Source organism: Bordetella sp. N (genome assembly GCF_001433395.1).
GTDB lineage: Bacteria > Pseudomonadota > Gammaproteobacteria > Burkholderiales > Burkholderiaceae_B > Bordetella_C.
In genome coordinates, this window is the sequence record NZ_CP013111.1 from 5,843,629 (window position 1) to 5,861,789 (window position 18,161).

An 18,161-nucleotide genomic window follows, 5' to 3' on the forward strand; every position below is an offset into this window, starting at 1 on the left:
ACCGTGTGGTGAAGTTCAAATATGAACCCATACTTCCTTTAAGTGCTCATATCTGAGTTGTTATGATAGCAGGCGGACGGGCTTCGATTGCATATTTGTTCAAATATGACTTTTTAAGATGTATATTTGGTCATATCTGAGCGGATGTTTCTATGCAATCTACCGAAAAAAACCAGCCTGCTCCTCGCGTTGCGCTGCCGCGTCCGGTGGACCGAGCATTGCACCGTCTGGGCCAGGAAATCTCGACTGCACGCCGTGCGCGCCGCTTGAGTCAGGAGGATCTGGCGCAGCGGATCGGCACATCACTGAGCACGGTCAGGCGCATGGAAGACGGTCATCCCGGCACTGCGTTGCACGCATTCCTGCGTGCGTTGCACGTCCTTGGCCGACTTGCTGACGTGGTCAACGTGTTGGCCACGGAGAATGATGCGCTAGGGATGGAACTGATGCGGGAACAGTTGCCACAACGGGTGCGCACTTCGCGCGGCAGCAAAGCTGGGGTTGGTAGTGCCGCCAATACCAAGAAGAGTGCTGCTGATAACACCGATGAGTTGGAGGGCTTCTGATGGTTGCCAATGCATCCCGGCGTCAGGATCTGGAGGTGCATCTGGGCTCCAGCGGGCAAGTGGTGGGACGTCTATATCTGGGCACCGGCAAGCGCAGCGCGTTCAGTTACGACGAGCGCTGGTTACGCGACGCGCGGTTCTTCACGTTGTCACCAGATTTACTGCCTGTCCTGAGTGTTCAATACCCTCAAGGCGTGTTCTTTCGTGCGTTGGAGGATACCGCGCCCGATTCGTGGGGAGAGCGCGTGATCCGGCGTGCGCACGCAAAGTTGCGCCAGCAAGATCGTGAGACGCCAGCGCTCGACCCTGTTGACTTCTTGATGTGGGTGGATGATGAGGCCCGCGTTGGCGCGCTGCGTCTTTTCGATCCTCAAACGAAACGCTACCTGAGCTCAGGCGCAAAGCATCGACATGTGCCGCCGTTGGTGGAGCTTGATAAGGTGGTGCAAGCGGCCCGCGCTTTGGAGGCGGGCACCGAGAGCGCACAGGACCTGCAGTATCTGCTTGGGCAAGGCACTTCGCTCGGAGGAGCCAGGCCCAAATCAACTGTTCGAGATATGGATGGCCGTTTGGCCTTGGGCAAGTTTCCAAGCCAAGCGGACAAGCGCGACGTCATTCGAGGTGAGGTGCTGGCCTTGCATCTTGCTGCCAAGGCCGGCATCAATGTGGCCGCTGCGCGCGTGGAGGTAATCAACGGGACTCCAGTGGCCATTATCCGGCGCTTCGACCGCACGGTTGATGGCAACAGAATTCCCTACGTGTCTGCCGCGACGATGCTGCAGTCTGATGGCCGGGACACCGAACATGCTTATACGGAGCTGGTGGACGTCTTGTTGCAGCAGGGCGCCACTCCGATCGCTGACATTCACCAGTTGTGGCGCCGTATGGTCTTCAACTTTCTGATCTGCAACACCGATGATCATCTAAGGAATACCGGGTTCCTGTATGACGCGCGCAATCTCGGGTGGCGTCTATCACCGGCGTTTGATCTGAATCCCATGCCGGGGGATCGTCGCGAGAGCAAGACCTGGTTGACCGAAGACTCGGGGCCAATCGACAGTCGAGACATGCTGATGGAAAGCGCATCCTATTTCAGACTTGATGCCGAGGAAGCTGCAGCGATATGGACGGAGGTCGCGCGGGCGGTGGATAACTGGCGTCTCGCGGGTAAGGGGCTGGGTATGAATGGAAGGGATTTAGTGGATTTTGAGCCAGCGTTTCTGTAGGCCGCGTAGTGCTTAGTAGTCCCATAAAGATGAGCACGCAGAGGCCCCGCTACGCAAGCGCTCGGTCACGCGCTCCTGCGGCGGTCCGACGCAAACCCCAAGAGATTTGACGAAAATTCCGCAAAAAATCCGTATAGTTCAAGGAGTTACGGGATCTTTGTTCAGGTTTCGCCTGGCCTCGTAACTTCCGCCCAGCCTCGGATTCCACGCTGGAACTCCACACAAACGGTATGGCGCACCGCACCCCGGGCGCCAAGGAAATTTCTACCTATATGCTGAGCCCCCGTATTGCAGGTCTGTGCCTGGTCGCCTTGCTCTCCGCTTGTTCGTCGAGCGGTACCAAGACTGATGGCGGACCGGACGGTGAGTCCTCTTTCTCCACCACATCTGCGCCCACGCCCGCCACCACCAGCGGCGTATCGTGCAAATCGAATCGCAGCAGTTGCCTCTACAACGGGGCTTATGAATCAGACGAAAGAAACTACGCGCAGAAGCAGGCTGCCAAGTTGAATCTGGCGGAGCTGGAACGCCTGAAGCGTGGCCTGGGGCAGTAAATCGGCTGCGCTTAGTCGCACCGCGGCTTCTTCGCTCGACGTCCAGACCAGAGCAGTAAAGACGTACCCGCATTGCTTCAACAAGGAGCCGTCCGACGTAGCCGCATTGCCTCAGCGCGGAGCAGTCAAACGTAGTCGCGTTGCTCCAGCACGGAGCAGTCAAACGTAGCCGCGCTGCTTCAGCACTGCCCACAGGCTGCTGTCCACGACCGCTTCCATCGCCCCTACCGTATCGACCGCGCCCGTGTTGTCGGCGTACGCCACCACGAAATCATCCGTGACCGGCAGTCCGGCAGCCTGGACCAGGCGGCGCACCTCGGGGACCAGGCCGGCCAATACGCGCAGCACGGGTTCCTGGCTATTGCCGACGTCGATCAGGTCGGCATGGCGAGCGCAGAGCTCCACCAGGGATTCATCGTCGAACCAGTATTCGTCGTCATAGCCCTGGACTTCGCGGATCTCATCGGGCGCCCAAAGGTAGTAAGACACCGACTCGCCAGTCGCGACGATCTGGTCGCGGTAAGACGTCTTGCCCCAAACCAGAAACGGCGGCCACGCCGCCCCGGTGTCTTCATTCGTGTAGCAAAGCAGCAGGCAATAAAGCGCCTCGTCTCGCGGAATGCTTTGCAGCACCGCGGGCAGCCGCTCCAGCAGCGCTGCCTTTACCTGTGCTTCCAGGGAATCGATCGATGACATGAGGTGCTTCCGATCAGGAGAAGTGGCTAAGAGGAGACCGCCAGGATGCTACTCGTGTCGTCAACCCCAAAATGGGGTCCATCACCCCCAATTTGGGTATAATCAACCCCAAATTGGGGGTTATAAATGAACGCTTCGCACATCAGCCTTTCGGACGCACTCTTTTCCGGGACGAAGCAGCGCGTGCTCGGCCTGCTGTTCGGGCAACCGACGCGCAGCTTCTATACGAATGAAATCGTCGGGCTAACGGGCAGCGGCAACGGAGCCGTTCAGAGAGAACTGACTGCTCTGGCGAGCAGCGGCCTGGTGAGCATCGAGCGCATCGGGAACCAAATGCACTACAGCGCTAACTCAGAGTCGCCCATCTACTCCGAGCTATGCGCCATCGTCGCAAAAACCGTAGGGCTGGCGGAACCGTTGCGCAACGCGTTGCATTCGTTGAAACCTCAAATTGCAGCTGCTTTCGTCTACGGCTCGGTCGCCAAAAACGCCGACACGGCCAGCAGCGACATAGACCTGATGCTGATCAGCGACGACATCAACTACGGCGATGTATTTCTGCTGTTGGAAGATGTCAGCGGTCAACTCGGCAGGCCGGTCAATCCGACGATACTGACGCGCGCGGAATTCAGCCGACGTATCGCTGCCAATGATTCCTTCATGACTCGTGTGATGGCGCAGCCCAAGACATGGATCATAGGAAGCAGCAGTGACCTCGATATTTGAAGCGGTCACTCATTCGCGGGATACTTCACGCCATTGGCACGCATCTTATGCGTGACCGCTTCGTTCATGTCCACGCCTAGGACGCTGGACAGGCGCACCAGATAAAGCAGGACGTCGGCCAGTTCGTCGCGCACCGCGCGGGACGTGGCGGGGTCGGACGCGACCTTGCGGGATTGTTCTTCGGTCAGCCACTGGAAGATCTCCACCAACTCGCCGACCTCGCCAGTCAGCGCCATGGTCAGATTCTTGGGAGAGTGGAACGCGTTCCAGTCGCGCGCGTCGGCAAAAGCCTGCAGCGCTCGCTCCAGGGGAACCGTGTCTATCAAGCGGGTCTGAGTATCGGATTCGTTGTCCATGATGCGTATGTGTGTCTTGGTCAGGTTTGCACCAAGCCCTCCTGGCCTGGGTCTGCCCAATATAAACGTACAGCGTAGGCCGGTAAGCCCCGCCAACTGAAAGCCTGCCGACAAACAGCCAAATCGTTGCCCCCCAGCGTTGGCACGCCCGCTCGCCCGCGGCGTTGTGGGTTATCGTGTGCTCCAAGAAAAATGCCGCCACTCGTCCAGCCGACAACCTGGACGAGCGGCGGCATAAAAACACAGGAGACAAGGTCATGACGGCCACCACGCGGATGTCCGGTGGAGACTACGCATGCGTCGCGGCGGTCGTCGCGATCTGGGGATCGAACTTCGTGGTGATGAAGTGGGGCCTGACCGGCCTCAGTCCCATGTTGATGGGCGCGCTGCGTTTTACGGTGGCATCCCTGCCGTTTCTGCTGCTCATAAGACGCCCGGCCTTGCCGTGGCGCTACGTGGCACTGAACGGCCTGCTGCAAGGCCTCGGCCAATTCGGCCTGCTGTTCACCGCGCTCAAGTTCGGGATGACGGCGGGCATGGCATCGGTCGTCATGCAGATGCAAGCCATGTTCACGATCCTGTTCGCGGGGCCCCTGCTCAACGAGCGCGCCAGCCCACGTCAGTGGATAGGTCTGCTGGTCGCCGGCGTGGGCCTGGCCGCGATCGCGTTGGCGCACGGGGAAGGGCCGGGGCAGATGACGCTGATCGGTTTTTGCCTGACCTTGGCGGCCGCATCCATGTGGGCCGCGTCGAACATGGTGGTGCGCTTCGCCAAGCGGGCCAACGCGTCCTACGACCCGGTGTCCTTCGTCGTATGGAGCAGCCTGGCGCCGGTTGTGCCGTTCTTCGTGCTGGCCTGCGTGGTCGAAGGCAGTGACGTCACGTGGCAAATGCTGCGCGACATCGGTATGCGGGAAATATTGACTGTCCTCTATCTGGGCCTGTTCGCCACGTTGTTAGCTTATTCCCTGTGGACGCGATTGCTGCAACGTCACAGCGCGGGACGCGTGTCGCCATACTCGCTGCTGGTCCCCATCATCGGGCTATGGGCAGGCGCTCTGGCGTTTGACGAGCACCTGAACGCGCTGCAGTGGCTGGGTGTCGCCACGATTATGTCGGGATTGCTGATCAATCAATTCAGGCGACGCGGATAATTGCTGGGTTATGGTTAAGGATCGCGGATGCGGCCACGAGACCCGATGGCCGTCCTCCCATCGATCAACCGCCGGCCATCCATGCCGGCACTGATATGAGCAGACGACAGTGACGGACTCCAACGAATACACGCCTCCCAAGGTCTGGACCTGGAAGCAACCCAACGGCGGCGCGTTCGCCAGTATCAATCGGCCGATCGCCGGCCCCACGCACGAAAAGGAATTGCCCGTCGGGCGCCATCCCCTGCAGTTGTATTCGCTGGCCACGCCGAACGGGCAAAAGGTCACGATCCTGCTGGAAGAACTGCTGGCCCTGGGCCACAAGGGCGCGGAATACGACGCTTGGCTTATCAAGATCGGCGACGGCGATCAGTTCGGCAGCGGCTTTGTCGACGTCAATCCGAACTCGAAGATCCCGGCTCTGGTGGATCGCTCGGGCGCCAAGCCTGTGCGGGTTTTCGAATCCGGTTCCATCCTGCTTCACCTGGCCGAGAAGTTCGGCGCTTTTCTGCCGACGACGCAGCCCGAGCGCGCCGAGGTGCTGTCGTGGCTGTTCTGGCAAATGGGTAGCGCGCCGTATCTCGGTGGCGGGTTCGGCCACTTCTACGCGTATGCGCCGACGAAGATCGAATATGCGATCGATCGTTTCGCGATGGAGACCAAGCGTCAGCTGGATGTGCTGGATCGCCGTCTTGCGGAAAGCGAATACCTGGGTGGAGCCGATTACTCCATCGCCGATATCGCCGTGTTCCCCTGGTACGGCGGCCTGGTAAAGGGCTGGCTGTATGGCGATTCGGCCGAGTTCCTGGCCGCGCACGAATACAAGAACGTGCTGCGCTGGGCCGACGCCATTGCCGCGCGGCCCGCTGTCATCCGCGGCCGCATGGTAAACCGCGCGAACGGCGACCCCGCCGGCCAATTACGCGAGCGCCACGATGCCAGCGACTTCGAAACGAAGACGCAGGACAAGATAGCAAGCTGACCCCGCAACGCCCGCTGCGCTATTGCCCGCCGCCCACCGCTACGTCCGGCATCGGCCCGACATAGCGCCCTCTGGGCCGTATCACCTGCGCTTCGCCCAGCTGCTCCAGGCTATGCGCCAACAGTCCCACGCTGCGCGCGGTGGCAAAGAGCCCAAAGCCCGCATCGGCGGGCAGCCGCAGGTGCGCAACCAGCGCGGCCAGCGCCGCATCGATATTGGGTTGCAGGCCGGTCAGATCGGTCACCTTGTGGATGAAGCGAGTGATGACCTTGGGCGGTTCGAACAAGCCCAGCAACGCTTCCGCACGCGGATCGCCGTCGGGATACAGATGATGGCCGAAGCCGGCCAGCGACATTCCCGTGGAAAGATAGTGCGCGATCACCTGGTCTTCGCCCAAACGTTCAACGTCGTTGAACAAGGCTTGCACGCGGCCCGACGCATCGCCGTGCAGGGGCGCGGCTAATGTAGTCAAGCCGGTCAGCAAACACGCCGGCAGGGACGCGGCATTTGACGCGGCGATGCGTGCCGCGAAAGCGGAACTGGTCAACTCATGGTCGACCAGCAGAACCAGGGCGCTGCGCAGCAGGTCAGCAACCTTGGCAGGCTGCTTCCAGCCCAGCGCGAAACGTTCATGCAAGGGCTCGCTGCCCTGCCTGGCACCGAAGGCATCCGCCAGTTGCCCGACCAGGCTCTGGCACTCGTTGTGCAGGACGCGGACCATGCGGCCACGCGTCGAATGTCCCGTCGCGGCGAGCATGGCCAGATGGGTGAACGCGGTGACGCGGCCCGGTTTGGCCGTACGCGCCAATCGCGCGCCATCCGCCGCGCCTGAAGAGAAATCCACCGCCTGCTCGGCGTTCCACAGCAGCTGCGCCACCTGCTCCACGGTTGCCGTACGTGACAAGGTCAAGGCGTCCTGGCCGCGGTAATACAGGCGTTGCCGGATGAACGTCGATACCGCTGTGGGAATGCTCGGCTCGGAGCCGAACAACGTATTGGTCGCCAGCGTTTCATGCTTGCGCCCAGCCTGCTTGCGCTTGGCCAGGCTGGCGACATCCTCGGCCCGGTAGAGACTGCGCCGAGTGTCCTCGGGGTCGGTCATGACTTCCAGCTTGCCGCGGCTGACATAGGCATAGATCGTCTGGGGACGGACGCCCAATTGGCTGCAAGCCTCGGCCATGCTTATCCAGGAAGCCATGCGTATGTGGGTCCTAAGCCAAAATTTATATATTGATTTTGTACATCAATATTGCCACGAGAATCAATCATTACATACCATGGGGGCATTCATCCAAAAACGATTCCGAGACAAATGCTGCGGACCCCGTCCGCTTCCCGATGTAGAGGCGTAGCGATATGAAGCCCCAGGTGCTGCAACTGAACCCCATCCTGATCCCCGCGATCAACGACGAGCTGGCATCGCTGTACCAGATGCACAAGCTGTTCGAGATGAGCGACCCGCAAGCTTTCCTGCGCGAGCAGGGCGCGGCGGTGAGCGCCGTGATCACCGGCGGCCACACGGGGATTTCCCGCGACATGCTGGTGCAATTGCCCAATCTGAAGGTGGTCGCGGTGAATGGCGTAGGCACGGATGCCGTGGACCTCGCCTATTGCCGCGAGCGCGGCCTGCCTGTCACGGCGACCATAGGCGCCTTGACCGAGGACGTGGCGGACCTCGCCATCGGTTTGCTGATCGCCGCCTGCCGCAACCTTTGCGCGGTGGATCGTTTCGTGCGCGACGGCCAGTGGGAGCAGAATCCGTCGCCCAGCGCCATTCCGCTGGCGCGCCGCTTCAGCGGCATGCGCGTGGGCATCGTCGGCCTGGGCCGGGTAGGCCGCGCGGTGGCACAGCGCGCGGCGGCATTCGGCTGCCCCATTCTTTATACCGATCTGCGCCGCATGGACGATGTCGATTACACCTTCGTGCCGCATCTGATCGACCTGGCGCGCCAGGCGGATGCCCTGGTGCTGTGCGCCGCGGCCGACAAGGCGGAAGGCATCGTCGATGCCACGGTGCTGGAAGCCCTGGGCCCGCGCGGTTTCCTGGTCAATGTGGCGCGTGGACGCCTGGTGAACGAGGCAGACCTGGCTCAAGCCATCGAGGCCGGCCGTATCGCCGGCGCGGGCTTGGACGTGTTCGTCGACGAACCCCGCGTCCCGGCCGTCCTGCGCGCGTCGGATCGCACCACGCTGCAGGCACACCGCGCCAGCGCCACATGGGAGACCCGCGAGGCAATGGCCCGCATGGTGCTCGACAGCGTGGCGCAGGCCTTGGCGGGCCAGCGCCCTTCGCTGAGCCTGACCACCTGAACCGATGCTTCAAGGCCAATCATGACGGACTACGTATTTCCTTTGCCGGCACCGACCACGCTGCCGATCGCGGGCACGGCCCAGCTGTTTCCCGTGGGGCGCGTCTACTGCATCGGCCGCAACTATCGCTGGCGCGCGGATGAAGCCGCGCCGACGACGATGCCGGCGTGGTTCATGAAGCCGGCCAGCGCCGTCATCCCCGCCGAGGTGGTCCTGCCTTATCCGCCGGAAACGGCGGAGTTCTGCCATGAAATCGAATTGGTGGTCGCCATCGGCCGCGGCGGCCGCGATATCGACCCCGCTGACGTCGAAGCCAACCATATCTGGGGCTATGCCGCGGGGCTGGACATGACGCGTCGCGACCTGCAACAGGAAGCCAAGCGCGCGGGCGGTCCCTGGGAACCCGCCAAGGCCTTCGACTACTCCGCGCCATGCACGCCGCTGGTGCCCGCCAAGTCTTGCGGCCATCCGAAGCAGGGCGCGATCTGGTTGTCGGTCAACGGCATCGAACGCCAGCGCGCCGACGTGGCCGACCTGTTGTGGTCGGTACCGGAGCTGATCGCGATGCTGTCGCGGTCCGTGACCCTGGCGCCAGGGGACCTGGTCTTCACCGGCACGCCCGTGGGCGTGGCGCCGCTACAGCCTGGCGATGTCGTCACGGCCGGCGTCGACGGCATAGGCCAGTTGTCCATGATCGTGTCCAGTCCGCCCGGCGCCAACCCCGGCGCCTTGCGCGGCGCGGATGCCAGCCATAGCCGGCAGGCCTATGCCTGACGCGCCCGCCGCGCCATGCGCGCAGCGGCTTTTCATTCCAAGCTTGAATCATCAACGTCATCCAGGAGTACCGCCTTGAACGCCACCCTCTCCAAGAAAATCGCTCTCGTCACCGGCGCCGGCAGCGGCGTGGGACGCATGACGGCGATCGCGCTGCTGAACGACGGCTGGACGGTCGTGCTGGCAGGCCGCCGCGCGGAGCCCTTGCAGACGCTGGCGGCAGAGGCCGAAGCGCGTGGCCAGACGGCCCTGGCGGTACCCACTGACGTGACCAGCCCTGAAAGCGTGCAGGCCCTGTTCGACAAGATCGAAAGCCAATACGGCCGTCTGGACATGCTGTTCAACAACGCCGGCGTGAACGCGCCCGCGGTGCCGATGGACGAACTGCCGCTGGAAAAGTGGTTCGCCGCCATCAACACCAACGTGACCGGCGTATTCCTGTGCGCCCGCGCCGCCTTCGGCCTGATGCGGCGCCAGTCGCCGCAGGGTGGGCGCATCATCAATAACGGTTCGATCTCGGCGCATACGCCGCGCCCCTTCACCGCGCCGTACACCGCCAGCAAGCACGCGGTCACGGGCCTGACCAAGGCTTTGTCGCTGGACGGCCGCGCCTTCAACATCGTGGCTGGCCAGATCGACATCGGCAATGCGCTGACGGAACTGTCCGAACGCATGACGCGCGGCGTGTTGCAGGCCAATGGCACCACGGCGCCGGAACCCATGATGGACGCGCAGCACGTCGCCAACGCAGTCAAGCACATGGCGTCGTTGCCGCTGGATGCGAACGTGCTGACCATGACGGTGATGGCCAGCAACATGCCCTTCGTCGGCCGCGGCTGAGTTCAACGCGGCAAGCAACGCAGAGCAAACAACGAACAACAGGCAACGCACGGCAAGCCATACAGGAGCAGCACCGCAGCCATCGATCGTCAGATCAAACCCGTCGGGTCAGACAAGCCCGCCGGGGATTCCCATGAGAGTTGAGCATCAACCAATAGGAAGGAGACAGTATGCAATTCAATACCTTGTTCAAGGCGCTCGCCGCCACCACCGTCACCGCCGCGCTGGCGGTGGCGCCCACCTTGGCGGCCGCGCAGAACTACCCCGACCACCCCATCCGCGTCATCGTGCCCGCGCCTCCGGGCGGCGGCATCGACATCATCGCCCGTGTTGTAGGCGAGAAGCTGTCGACCGCGCTGGGCCAGGCGGTGATCGTGGACAACCGTCCCGGTGCGTCCAACAATCTGGGCACCGAACTGTTGTCCCATGCCAAGCCGGATGGCTACACGATAGGCATCGTGGGCGGCAGCCACAACATCAACAAGTTCCTGTTCAAGAACCTGGGCTGGGATCCGGAGAAGAGCTTCGCGCCCATCGTCTACACGCACGAAATTCCCCTGGTGTTCGCGATTTACCCCAAGGTCCCCGCCAAGACCTTGCCTGAGCTGGTCGCCTACATGAAGGCGCATCCGGACGAAGCCAAGGTGGCGACGTCCGGCCGTGGCAGCGCACAGGAGATGGCCGCCGAAATGTTCAAGATGGCCAGCGGCGTGCCGATGCTGATGATTCCCTATAAGGGCTCGTCGGCCGCGCATCCGGACCTGCTCGCGGGCCGCACGCTGCTCTACATCGACACGATCAGCGCGATCCAGGAACAGGTGAAGTCCGGCAATGTGCGCGCCGTCGCGGTGTCATCGGTCAAGCGCGCCAAGGCTTTGCCGGACGTGCCCACCGCCGACGAGCAAGGCTTCAAGGGCTATGACGCGAACACCAATGGCGGCTTCCTGGCGCCTGCCGGCACGCCCAAGGCCATCGTCGACAAGCTCAATGCCGAGATCAACAAGGCCTTGCAGATGCCCGATGTGCGTTCCAAGCTGGAAGCGGCGGGCATCGATATCCAGGGCGGTTCACCGGAGGACTACGCCAAGGTGATTCACTCTGACCTTGAGAAGTGGGGCAAGGTGATCAAGCAGGCGGGTATCGAGCCGGAATAAAGGCGCCGATGCCCTGATGGCCACTATGCCCTGAAGGCGCTCAGGCGTTGGATGAAACCTGCGCCGAGGCGCCGGGCGTCGACGCGCCGGGCGCCGCCGCTTCGCCGGCAAGCGCGCCCGCGCCGTCATCCGGCGTGCCGGCCGTGTTCTCGCGCCGCGCGATGGCGATGCGCCGCACCAGCCACACGGCGCGTTCGAACAGCCGGGTCGCCATCAACAGTTCGCGGGCCTGCTCATTGTCGTGGGCGTCCGACGCCATCACCTGACGGCGCAGGCGTTCGAGCAGCTCGCCGCGATCACCGGTCAGCTGAATCAACACGTCCAGGTCATGCGGGTCGGCCACGCCATCGGTACCGATGGTGTCGGCCAGCAGGCAGATCTGGGTCCGCAAGCCTTCGCACAGATTGAACAGCAGGCGCGGGCGCTCGCCTTCCCAATCGTCGACGATGCCGCTGAATTCGGCCATGGTGTCCTGGAGAGCCTGCAGGTTCTCCAGGCTGGATTGCTCATGCGCCGCGCGCGCCAGGTCCTTGCGGGTCAGGCCGCGCCCGGCGACGGCCAGCAGGAAGCCGGCGGTCTGCGCGGCGACGTTGCGATGGCCGGCCAGCAGATGGCGGCGTTGCGCGGGCGCCGCGCCGGCTTCCTGATCGAGGTCGGGCAGCAGCGAGGGCAGGGCGACGGTCAGACGGTCGCGCTCCATGCGCGCCAGGCCCAGTGCATTGACCGGATCCTCGGCGGCGCGATCGTAGATGAAGTGCGGCTGGCTGGCCTGTTCGACCGGATCGGCCGGCGTCAGGCGTTCCGTCAGTTTGATCGCACGGTCGCGCAACAAGGTGACGGGCAGGGCGCCGACCAGCTGCATCGCCAGGAACAGCACGGCCAACAGCGACGCGGCCTGGCTGGCGGGCACGGTGACGCCGCCGGCGCGCATCGAGTAGATCAGCCACGCCGCGGCCACGAGCACGGAGCCCCCGCACTTGACCATCACGTGCACCAGGCACAACTGACGGCCGCTGCCCTTCAGTCCGCTGCCGGACAAGAGCACCGCCAGTCCGCTGCCCAGATTGGCGCCGGTCATTATCCAGAAAGCCGCTTCGAACTGCATGAAGCCCGTATGCAGCGATGCCACCGCCAGGATGGTGGCCGTGGACGCCGATTGGGTCGCCACGGCGATGATCACACCCAGCACCAGCGCGATCGGCGAAGACAGGCCGTCGCCCAGCAGCGCGTGCCAGTCATTGATCGTCAGGGCATCCGGCGCGTGCTTGATGAAATCCAGCCCCATGAACAGCAGCGCCAGCCCCAGGCCGGCCCAGATCCAGTCGCGCCGCAAGGCGTGATAGTCAAGCTTGAAGTGCAGGGACAGGCCGGCGGCCGCCACCAGGTAGAGCACCACCAGGCGGATGTCCAGGGTGGCCAGGAAGACCAGCAGGGCAGTGCCCGCGTTGGCGCCGGCGACGACAGGCGCCGCCTGGTTCACGGACAGCACGCGGCCGTGGACCAGATTGGCCGTGATCAGGGTGACGGCATTGCTGGATTGGGTGATGGCGCCGGCCAGGGCGCCGGCAAACAGGCCGCTCCAGCGGGAAGCCGTGGCCATGTGCAGCGCCGAGCGGACGCGATGGCCCATGGCTTGCCGCAGATGCTGCCCGATCAGGCGCAAGCCGATGAACAGTAGTCCAAGGCCTGAAAGGAGTTCAGCAATGGTGAGCATGGATCGACAGCGGCAGCGGCCTGGCGGCGGAAAATCCGCGAATACTATGACACTAATGTGTCAACAACATGTCAGTGCCGGCAGGGTGTGCTGCGTGTGTCGCCAGCTTTCTCAGCCGAGGCGGGCCAGGGCGTCCGCGCGGGTGTCGACGACGGTAAGGATGGTCAGAAAGCCGCTGATCTCAAACACTTCGCTGACCTGGGGCTGGATCTGGCACAGGGCCAGCGCGCCGCCTTGCTGCTTGAGCTTCTTGGCCAGCAGCAGGATCACGCGCAAGCCGGCGCTGGAGATGTAGTTCAAGCCAGCCAGGTCGAGCACGATCTTGCGCTCGCCGTTTTCCAGCTGTTCCAGCAGTTCGCCTTCGATGGCGGTGGCGTTGGCGCTGTTGATTTGTCCCTGCAGCGCGACGACCAGTGTGTCGCCAGCTTTTTCGGTTGCGAGAGTCATGGAAGCAGTTCCAGAATGAATGCGTATGCGTCGGCGCATGATACGCGACTGGCGTAGTCGACGATACGCCGCCATCACGAAAACCGCTTGCGTGGTGCATACTGGCGCCTGTGGAAAGCCACTCATACGTTCATAGCAATCGTTTCCCAGCCACGGTCATGCCCGACGACACGCTGTCCTTGCGACCTGATGACGACCCGATAGGGCGCGCCCTGCAATGGCTCGAAGCCATTGCGGACCGTGATGACTGGGCGGCCAAAGCGCGCTTCGGCCTGACGTTGAGCGTCGACGAAGCGCTGACCAATATCCTCGCTTACGCCTTCAAGCCGCCTGGCGATGCGGGCGCTGAACCCGTCATCCAACTCGTCCATGGGGCGAATGAGCGCGAGCTGAGTGTCGAGATCGCGGACAACGGCCATGCTTTCGATCCCACCAGCCTGGACATCGCCGACGTGGCGTTGACCCTGGACGAAGCCGAGGTCGGCGGACATGGTCTGCGCTTGATGCGGCATTACCTGAAGGCCTTCAACTACCGCCGCGACGGCCCGTGGAATCGCCTGACCCTGATTATGGAGCGTCCGGCGAACTGAGCCGTGACGGGCGCGGATTCCGCGGCAAACGCATGGATCAGTTGCGCTCACGAGTTGTAAAACTCCGAATTATTACAGTGCATTTGGTCGCAATTCGACTATATTCAGCGCTCTTCCCCTGTCACTTCGGACACCCCGCCGCATGGCTGAGCTCCCTGCGTTCCGGCAGTTGCGTCCAGGCCGACCCGCGCCGCCGGCCGGCTTGCGCACGCAGGTCGCGGACGCGCCTGCACCGGGAAGTGCAGCTGTCCCTCGCCGCGTGCACGCGCGCGTCGATGCGGGTGCGGTGGCGCACAATCTGGCGACCCTGCGTGGTCTGACGCGGTCCGACGGGCCGGCGCCGCGCATCTGGGCGACGGTCAAAGCAGATGCCTATGGGCACGGCGTGGCGCGCGTGCTGCCGGGACTCGCTGACGCCGATGGCCTGGCGGTGGCGCAGCTTGCGGATGCGCATGCCTGCCGGGAAGCGGGCTGGAACGGCCCCATCCTGGTGTACGGCGGCCTGCTCGACGCTGACGATATTTCTCTGATCTCCATGCCTGGCCTGCATCTGGTCATCTCGCATCCGGCCCAGCTCGACTGGCTGGCAAGCGCGGATGCCACCTTGCCCGCCCTGTCGATTTGGCTGCGTTATGCCGGCGACCTGGGCATGAATGGGTTCGATGCGCTCAGTTATCTGGATGCCTACCGGCGCGGCGTGGCCCTGATGGACAGCGGCCGGGTCGTGACGGTCGGGCATTTCCAGCACTATGGCCAGGGCGAGTGCCGCGCCAGCGTGGCGCGCGCGGACGCCGACCTGGATGCCTTGATCAGCGGGCTGCCGGGCCCGCGCAGCGCGGGCAACTCCGCGTCCTTGCTGCATTCGCTCGTGGATGCCCCGGCCGCTGGCGCAGCCACGGCGCGGTCCCGCGCGGATTGGGTGCGGCCCGGCCTGGCCTTGTACGGCGCCAGTCCCTTGCCTGGCCTGGATGGCGCCGCCTTGGGCTTGCGACCAGCGATGTCGCTGCATTCACGTCTGATCAGTGTGCGTACGGTCGCGGCCGGCGAGCGCCTGGGATACGGCGGCGCCTTCGTCGCCCCGCGCGCCATGCGTGTGGGACTGGTCGGTTGTGGTTATGGCGACGGCTATCCGCGGCTTGCGCCGGCCGGCACGCCGGTGAGCGTCGGTGGCGTGCTGGTGGATACGCTGGGCATCGTCACCATGGACAGTCTGCTGGTCGATCTGACCCACGCGCCCGCCGCGGATATCGGTACTGGCGTGACCCTGTGGGGCAGCGAAGAACTGCCGGTGGAAGTCGTCGCCCGCCATGCCGGCACGATCGCGGCGGCGTTGCTGACGTCGCTCACCGGCCGCGTGGCCTTCATCAACGCATTTTGATGGCCGCCCGGCTGGGCGCCAGCAACAGGAAAAGCAGGGTGGCGGCCAGATAGACGCCGCCCACGATCGCCAAGCTGGTGTTCATGCCGATGCTGCCGAACAGCGCGCCCAACATCAGCGGTCCCGCCATCTGACCCAACTTGTCCGCCGCGCGCATCACGCTGGTCGCGCCGGCTGCGCCGTAGCCTTGCACGCGCGGCAAGGCCAGCATGTAGGGCGATTGCGATGCGCCGGAGAAGCAGCTCGCCACCGCGAGCAGGAAGACCGCAAGCGTGGCCGCAGCCAGGCCGCCGCCGAAGTAGAGCCCTATCATCCCCGCGCTGCCCACGATGCCGCCCAGCACGATCCAGGTTTTCTTCGCGGTGGAGCGATCCACCAGACGACCCATCAAGGGGCCGACGTAGATGACGCAGAGCCCGTAGATCATCAGCACGCGGCCGATGCTGGACGCCGCCACGCCGGCGTGCTCCAGGTAGAGCGGCAAGGCAAAGGACAGCAGTCCCACTTGCGCGACGGAGAAGGGAATCACGCTGCCCAGCAGCAGCAAGCCGAAATCGCGTGTGAATACGAGACGCGCGGTGCGCGCGAAGCCGGCGCGGGGCGGCTTGCCTGTCGGCGTGGCCGCAGCCGCCGCGGTTGCTGCAACTGCAACGGCTGCCGACCCAGCGGCCGCCGATGCAACCGATGCCGCGGCGCTTGCCGCGTTGGCCACCGCTGCTTTCACCCGGTCGGCCGCCTTCGCCATATAAGGCCGCATCAGGATCAGCACGCCCAGCACCGGCATGGCCAACATCAGGGCGCCGATGCCGAAAACGAAGCGAAAGCCCAGCTGCTCCATCAACATGGCCCCGACTGCGGCGCCCGTCAGGTGGCCCGCGAACAGGCCTGCGATGACGCTGGTCATATTGCGGCCACGGTATTGCGCCGGACTGCGCGTGACGATGAAGCCCTGCAGCCCCATCCACGTCAGGCCATAGCCCAGTCCGACCAGGCCGCGGGCGCCAGCGAACGCGGGCAGGCTGCTCGCCCCCGCGCAGGCCAGCATGCCCAGGAAGGTCACGCCCAAACCGGTCAACACGGGGAATTGCCAGCCGCGCCGGTCGGTCAGGCGTCCGGCCAGCAGGGCGGTCAACAGGCCGCAGCCCATCTCTACCGAGATGGGCAATGCCAGCAACACATTGGGCGGCAGGTTGATCCAGCCCTCGGGCAGGCTGCGTGCATAAAGGGGCAGGAAGCTCAGCGGCATCGCCCATGCAAACAGAAAGCCGAACATGACGGGACGCGCGATGCGGCCGATGTCCGATGCGTCATCGGGGCCGACGCGCGTGCCGTCCGTGGCCAGACCACGTGCCGCGATGGCGCGGTTCATCAACAGCGACAGCAGCAGCAACATCTCCATGGCCGCGACCAGGGCCACGGCCACGACGGTGATGGCATCGATCATGCGGCTGCGCACACCAGCGTCCAGCACTTCGGCCGACAGGCGCACCACCAGACTGCCTTGTGCGGCGCCCGCCGTCGCCGGGGCCGCCGCCGCCGTCGCTTGCGGGGACCCGGCAGCAGTCGTGTCCCGGCGGCCGGTCAGCGGCAACATTAACGCCAGGTCGTCCACGCCGGCGCCGGCTTCCGCCTGAGGCAGCGGGCCACGGCTGTCCGCGCGATTGAGCGTGCGGCCGCTGGCGTCGGTCAGGTCGATTTCGCGGATGGCGGGAAAGGTGGCGGCGAGTCGCTGGAACGGCGCTTCGACACCTTTCAGCTTGTCTATCGGGATGCCATAACCGAGGATGCGGTCGAGGTCGGTCTGCAGGCCGCGCGCCAGCACGGCGACGTTTTCGCGGGTGACCCGCAGCCAGCCTTCACGGAAGGTCTGCACCGTGTATGCGGCGTACACGCCCTGCGCCAGCAGCAGAGCGATCAGCGGCACGACGAAGCGGGCTCGTCCGCCTGCCGCCAGGGTGGTCAGGGGCACCAGGAATTTGAACGCCGCGGCCAGCGCCAGGCCGACCACGGCGGTAACCGCGACCAGCACGGCGACGCTGCGCCACATCAGGGTATGCGCGGCGGCGGCGTCACGCACGGCGGACACCACCAGGACACCGGTGCGCGGGCCATCCAGGGGCACCGCCACCACCACACGGCCACCGGTCGAGCTCAGCAATGCGCCCGACGGGCGGGCCGTCATGTCATGCGGGGGCGCCGCGCCCTGGCTCCGGAACAGCGCCCGCGCGAGCGCTGCCGCGCCGGGCACATCGCCATGTCCCGCTACCGGGCTGCCGTCCGGCAGCAACACGGCGATGCCGGCCAGGTCGTCCGAGCCCCGCGTGCCATCGCGCAACAGCGCATCCATGCCAAAGTATTGCGCCAGGGGCTTGCCCAGCCTTAACCCGTTGTCGATATTGCCGGCCACGCGTCGCGCCACGACTTCGACACGGTCCGCGGTGGTATCGGCGACCAGGCGATCCAATGCCGCCAGGCTCAGCGCGCCCATCAGGGTCTGCGCAAGTAACAAGACCGCCAGGCAGGCGAGGGTGACTTCCAGGACGGGGCGGCGACGCAGCCCGCCAAGGATACGCAGCAGAGGTTCGCGCATGGCAGATAAGTGGCAAGTCGCGCGTGACGTTCGCAAGATGGGATTCGCCCGGCCAGGGCCGCGACTGCTGAGCTGTAGTCAGGGCTTGAGCCGCGGCTTGAATC

Annotated in this window: 18 protein-coding genes; 12 read left to right on the plus strand and 6 right to left on the minus strand. The window is 64.4% G+C overall.

Translation table 11 applies throughout. The features are described 5' to 3' along the window. Nucleotides 1-152 precede the first annotated feature (152 nt). From ASB57_RS25280 to ASB57_RS25290, 3 genes are all read left to right on the plus strand, one after another. Entirely contained in the window at nt 153-566 is a 414-nt protein-coding gene (locus tag ASB57_RS25280; protein WP_057654669.1) for a helix-turn-helix domain-containing protein, read from the plus strand. Then, nucleotides 566-1,792 (plus strand): type II toxin-antitoxin system HipA family toxin, encoded by a 1,227-nt coding sequence (locus tag ASB57_RS25285; protein WP_057654670.1) that lies wholly within the window; start codon nt 566-568, stop codon nt 1,790-1,792. The genes ASB57_RS25280 and ASB57_RS25285 overlap by 1 nt, the downstream gene beginning before the upstream one ends. 230 nt (nt 1,793-2,022) lie before the next feature. After that, nucleotides 2,023-2,346: a hypothetical protein gene (locus ASB57_RS25290; protein ID WP_231755249.1), complete on the plus strand. Its 324-nt coding sequence runs from the start codon at nt 2,023-2,025 to the stop codon at nt 2,344-2,346. A 159-nt stretch (nt 2,347-2,505) separates the two neighbouring features. On the opposite strand, the gene ASB57_RS25295 is transcribed toward ASB57_RS25290, so the two are convergent. After that, nucleotides 2,506-3,042, minus strand: a complete 537-nt coding sequence (locus tag ASB57_RS25295; RefSeq protein WP_057654671.1) for a hypothetical protein — start codon at nt 3,040-3,042, stop codon at nt 2,506-2,508. Between the two features lie 126 nt (nt 3,043-3,168). Between ASB57_RS25295 and ASB57_RS25300 the strand changes: the two genes are divergently transcribed. Next, nucleotides 3,169-3,768 (plus strand): nucleotidyltransferase domain-containing protein, encoded by a 600-nt coding sequence (locus tag ASB57_RS25300; RefSeq protein WP_057654672.1) that lies wholly within the window; start codon nt 3,169-3,171, stop codon nt 3,766-3,768. Nucleotides 3,769-3,773: 5 nt separating this feature from the next. Here ASB57_RS25300 and ASB57_RS25305 read toward each other — a convergent pair whose 3' ends face one another. Then, nucleotides 3,774-4,124, minus strand: a complete 351-nt coding sequence (locus ASB57_RS25305) for a nucleotide pyrophosphohydrolase (RefSeq protein ID WP_057654673.1) — start codon at nt 4,122-4,124, stop codon at nt 3,774-3,776. Nucleotides 4,125-4,381: 257 nt separating this feature from the next. Between ASB57_RS25305 and ASB57_RS25310 the strand changes: the two genes are divergently transcribed. After that, nucleotides 4,382-5,278 (plus strand): EamA family transporter, encoded by an 897-nt coding sequence (locus ASB57_RS25310; protein WP_082621831.1) that lies wholly within the window; start codon nt 4,382-4,384, stop codon nt 5,276-5,278. Between the two features lie 109 nt (nt 5,279-5,387). Next, a complete protein-coding gene (yghU, locus tag ASB57_RS25315; protein WP_057654674.1) occupies nt 5,388-6,260 on the plus strand; it encodes a glutathione-dependent disulfide-bond oxidoreductase in 873 nt (290 codons plus the stop codon). A 19-nt stretch (nt 6,261-6,279) separates the two neighbouring features. On the opposite strand, the gene ASB57_RS25320 is transcribed toward yghU, so the two are convergent. After that, a complete protein-coding gene (locus ASB57_RS25320; RefSeq protein ID WP_057654675.1) occupies nt 6,280-7,458 on the minus strand; it encodes a citrate/2-methylcitrate synthase in 1,179 nt (392 codons plus the stop codon). A gap of 158 nt (nt 7,459-7,616) precedes the next feature. On the opposite strand from ASB57_RS25320, the gene ASB57_RS25325 reads away from it, so the two are divergent. From ASB57_RS25325 to ASB57_RS25340, 4 genes are all read left to right on the plus strand, one after another. After that, a complete protein-coding gene (locus tag ASB57_RS25325; protein ID WP_057654676.1) occupies nt 7,617-8,570 on the plus strand; it encodes a 2-hydroxyacid dehydrogenase in 954 nt (317 codons plus the stop codon). A 21-nt stretch (nt 8,571-8,591) separates the two neighbouring features. Beyond that, complete coding sequence (locus tag ASB57_RS25330; protein ID WP_057654677.1) at nt 8,592-9,344, plus strand: fumarylacetoacetate hydrolase family protein; 753 nt, start codon at nt 8,592-8,594, stop codon at nt 9,342-9,344. Between the two features lie 75 nt (nt 9,345-9,419). Beyond that, on the plus strand, nt 9,420-10,184 hold the full coding sequence (locus ASB57_RS25335) for an SDR family oxidoreductase (RefSeq protein WP_082621832.1): 765 nt from the start codon (nt 9,420-9,422) through the stop codon (nt 10,182-10,184). Nucleotides 10,185-10,354: 170 nt separating this feature from the next. Beyond that, entirely contained in the window at nt 10,355-11,338 is a 984-nt protein-coding gene (locus ASB57_RS25340) for a tripartite tricarboxylate transporter substrate binding protein (RefSeq protein ID WP_057654678.1), read from the plus strand. A gap of 40 nt (nt 11,339-11,378) precedes the next feature. Here the strand turns inward: ASB57_RS25340 and ASB57_RS25345 are convergent, their stop codons facing one another. Both ASB57_RS25345 and ASB57_RS25350 read right to left on the minus strand, forming a co-directional pair. After that, nucleotides 11,379-13,052, minus strand: a complete 1,674-nt coding sequence (locus ASB57_RS25345; protein WP_057654679.1) for a Na/Pi symporter — start codon at nt 13,050-13,052, stop codon at nt 11,379-11,381. Between the two features lie 111 nt (nt 13,053-13,163). Then, nucleotides 13,164-13,499, minus strand: a complete 336-nt coding sequence (locus ASB57_RS25350; protein WP_057654680.1) for an STAS domain-containing protein — start codon at nt 13,497-13,499, stop codon at nt 13,164-13,166. A 158-nt stretch (nt 13,500-13,657) separates the two neighbouring features. Between ASB57_RS25350 and ASB57_RS25355 the strand changes: the two genes are divergently transcribed. Beyond that, nucleotides 13,658-14,089, plus strand: coding sequence for an ATP-binding protein (locus ASB57_RS25355; RefSeq protein ID WP_057654681.1), 432 nt, complete (start codon nt 13,658-13,660; stop codon nt 14,087-14,089). Between the two features lie 142 nt (nt 14,090-14,231). Continuing rightward, nucleotides 14,232-15,467, plus strand: a complete 1,236-nt coding sequence (alr, locus tag ASB57_RS25360; protein WP_082621833.1) for an alanine racemase — start codon at nt 14,232-14,234, stop codon at nt 15,465-15,467. Here alr and ASB57_RS25365 read toward each other — a convergent pair. Next, nucleotides 15,454-18,057: an MFS transporter gene (locus ASB57_RS25365; RefSeq protein ID WP_057654683.1), complete on the minus strand. Its 2,604-nt coding sequence runs from the start codon at nt 18,055-18,057 to the stop codon at nt 15,454-15,456. The two genes, alr and ASB57_RS25365, sit on opposite strands and share 14 nt — an antisense overlap. Nucleotides 18,058-18,161: the final 104 nt, after the last annotated feature.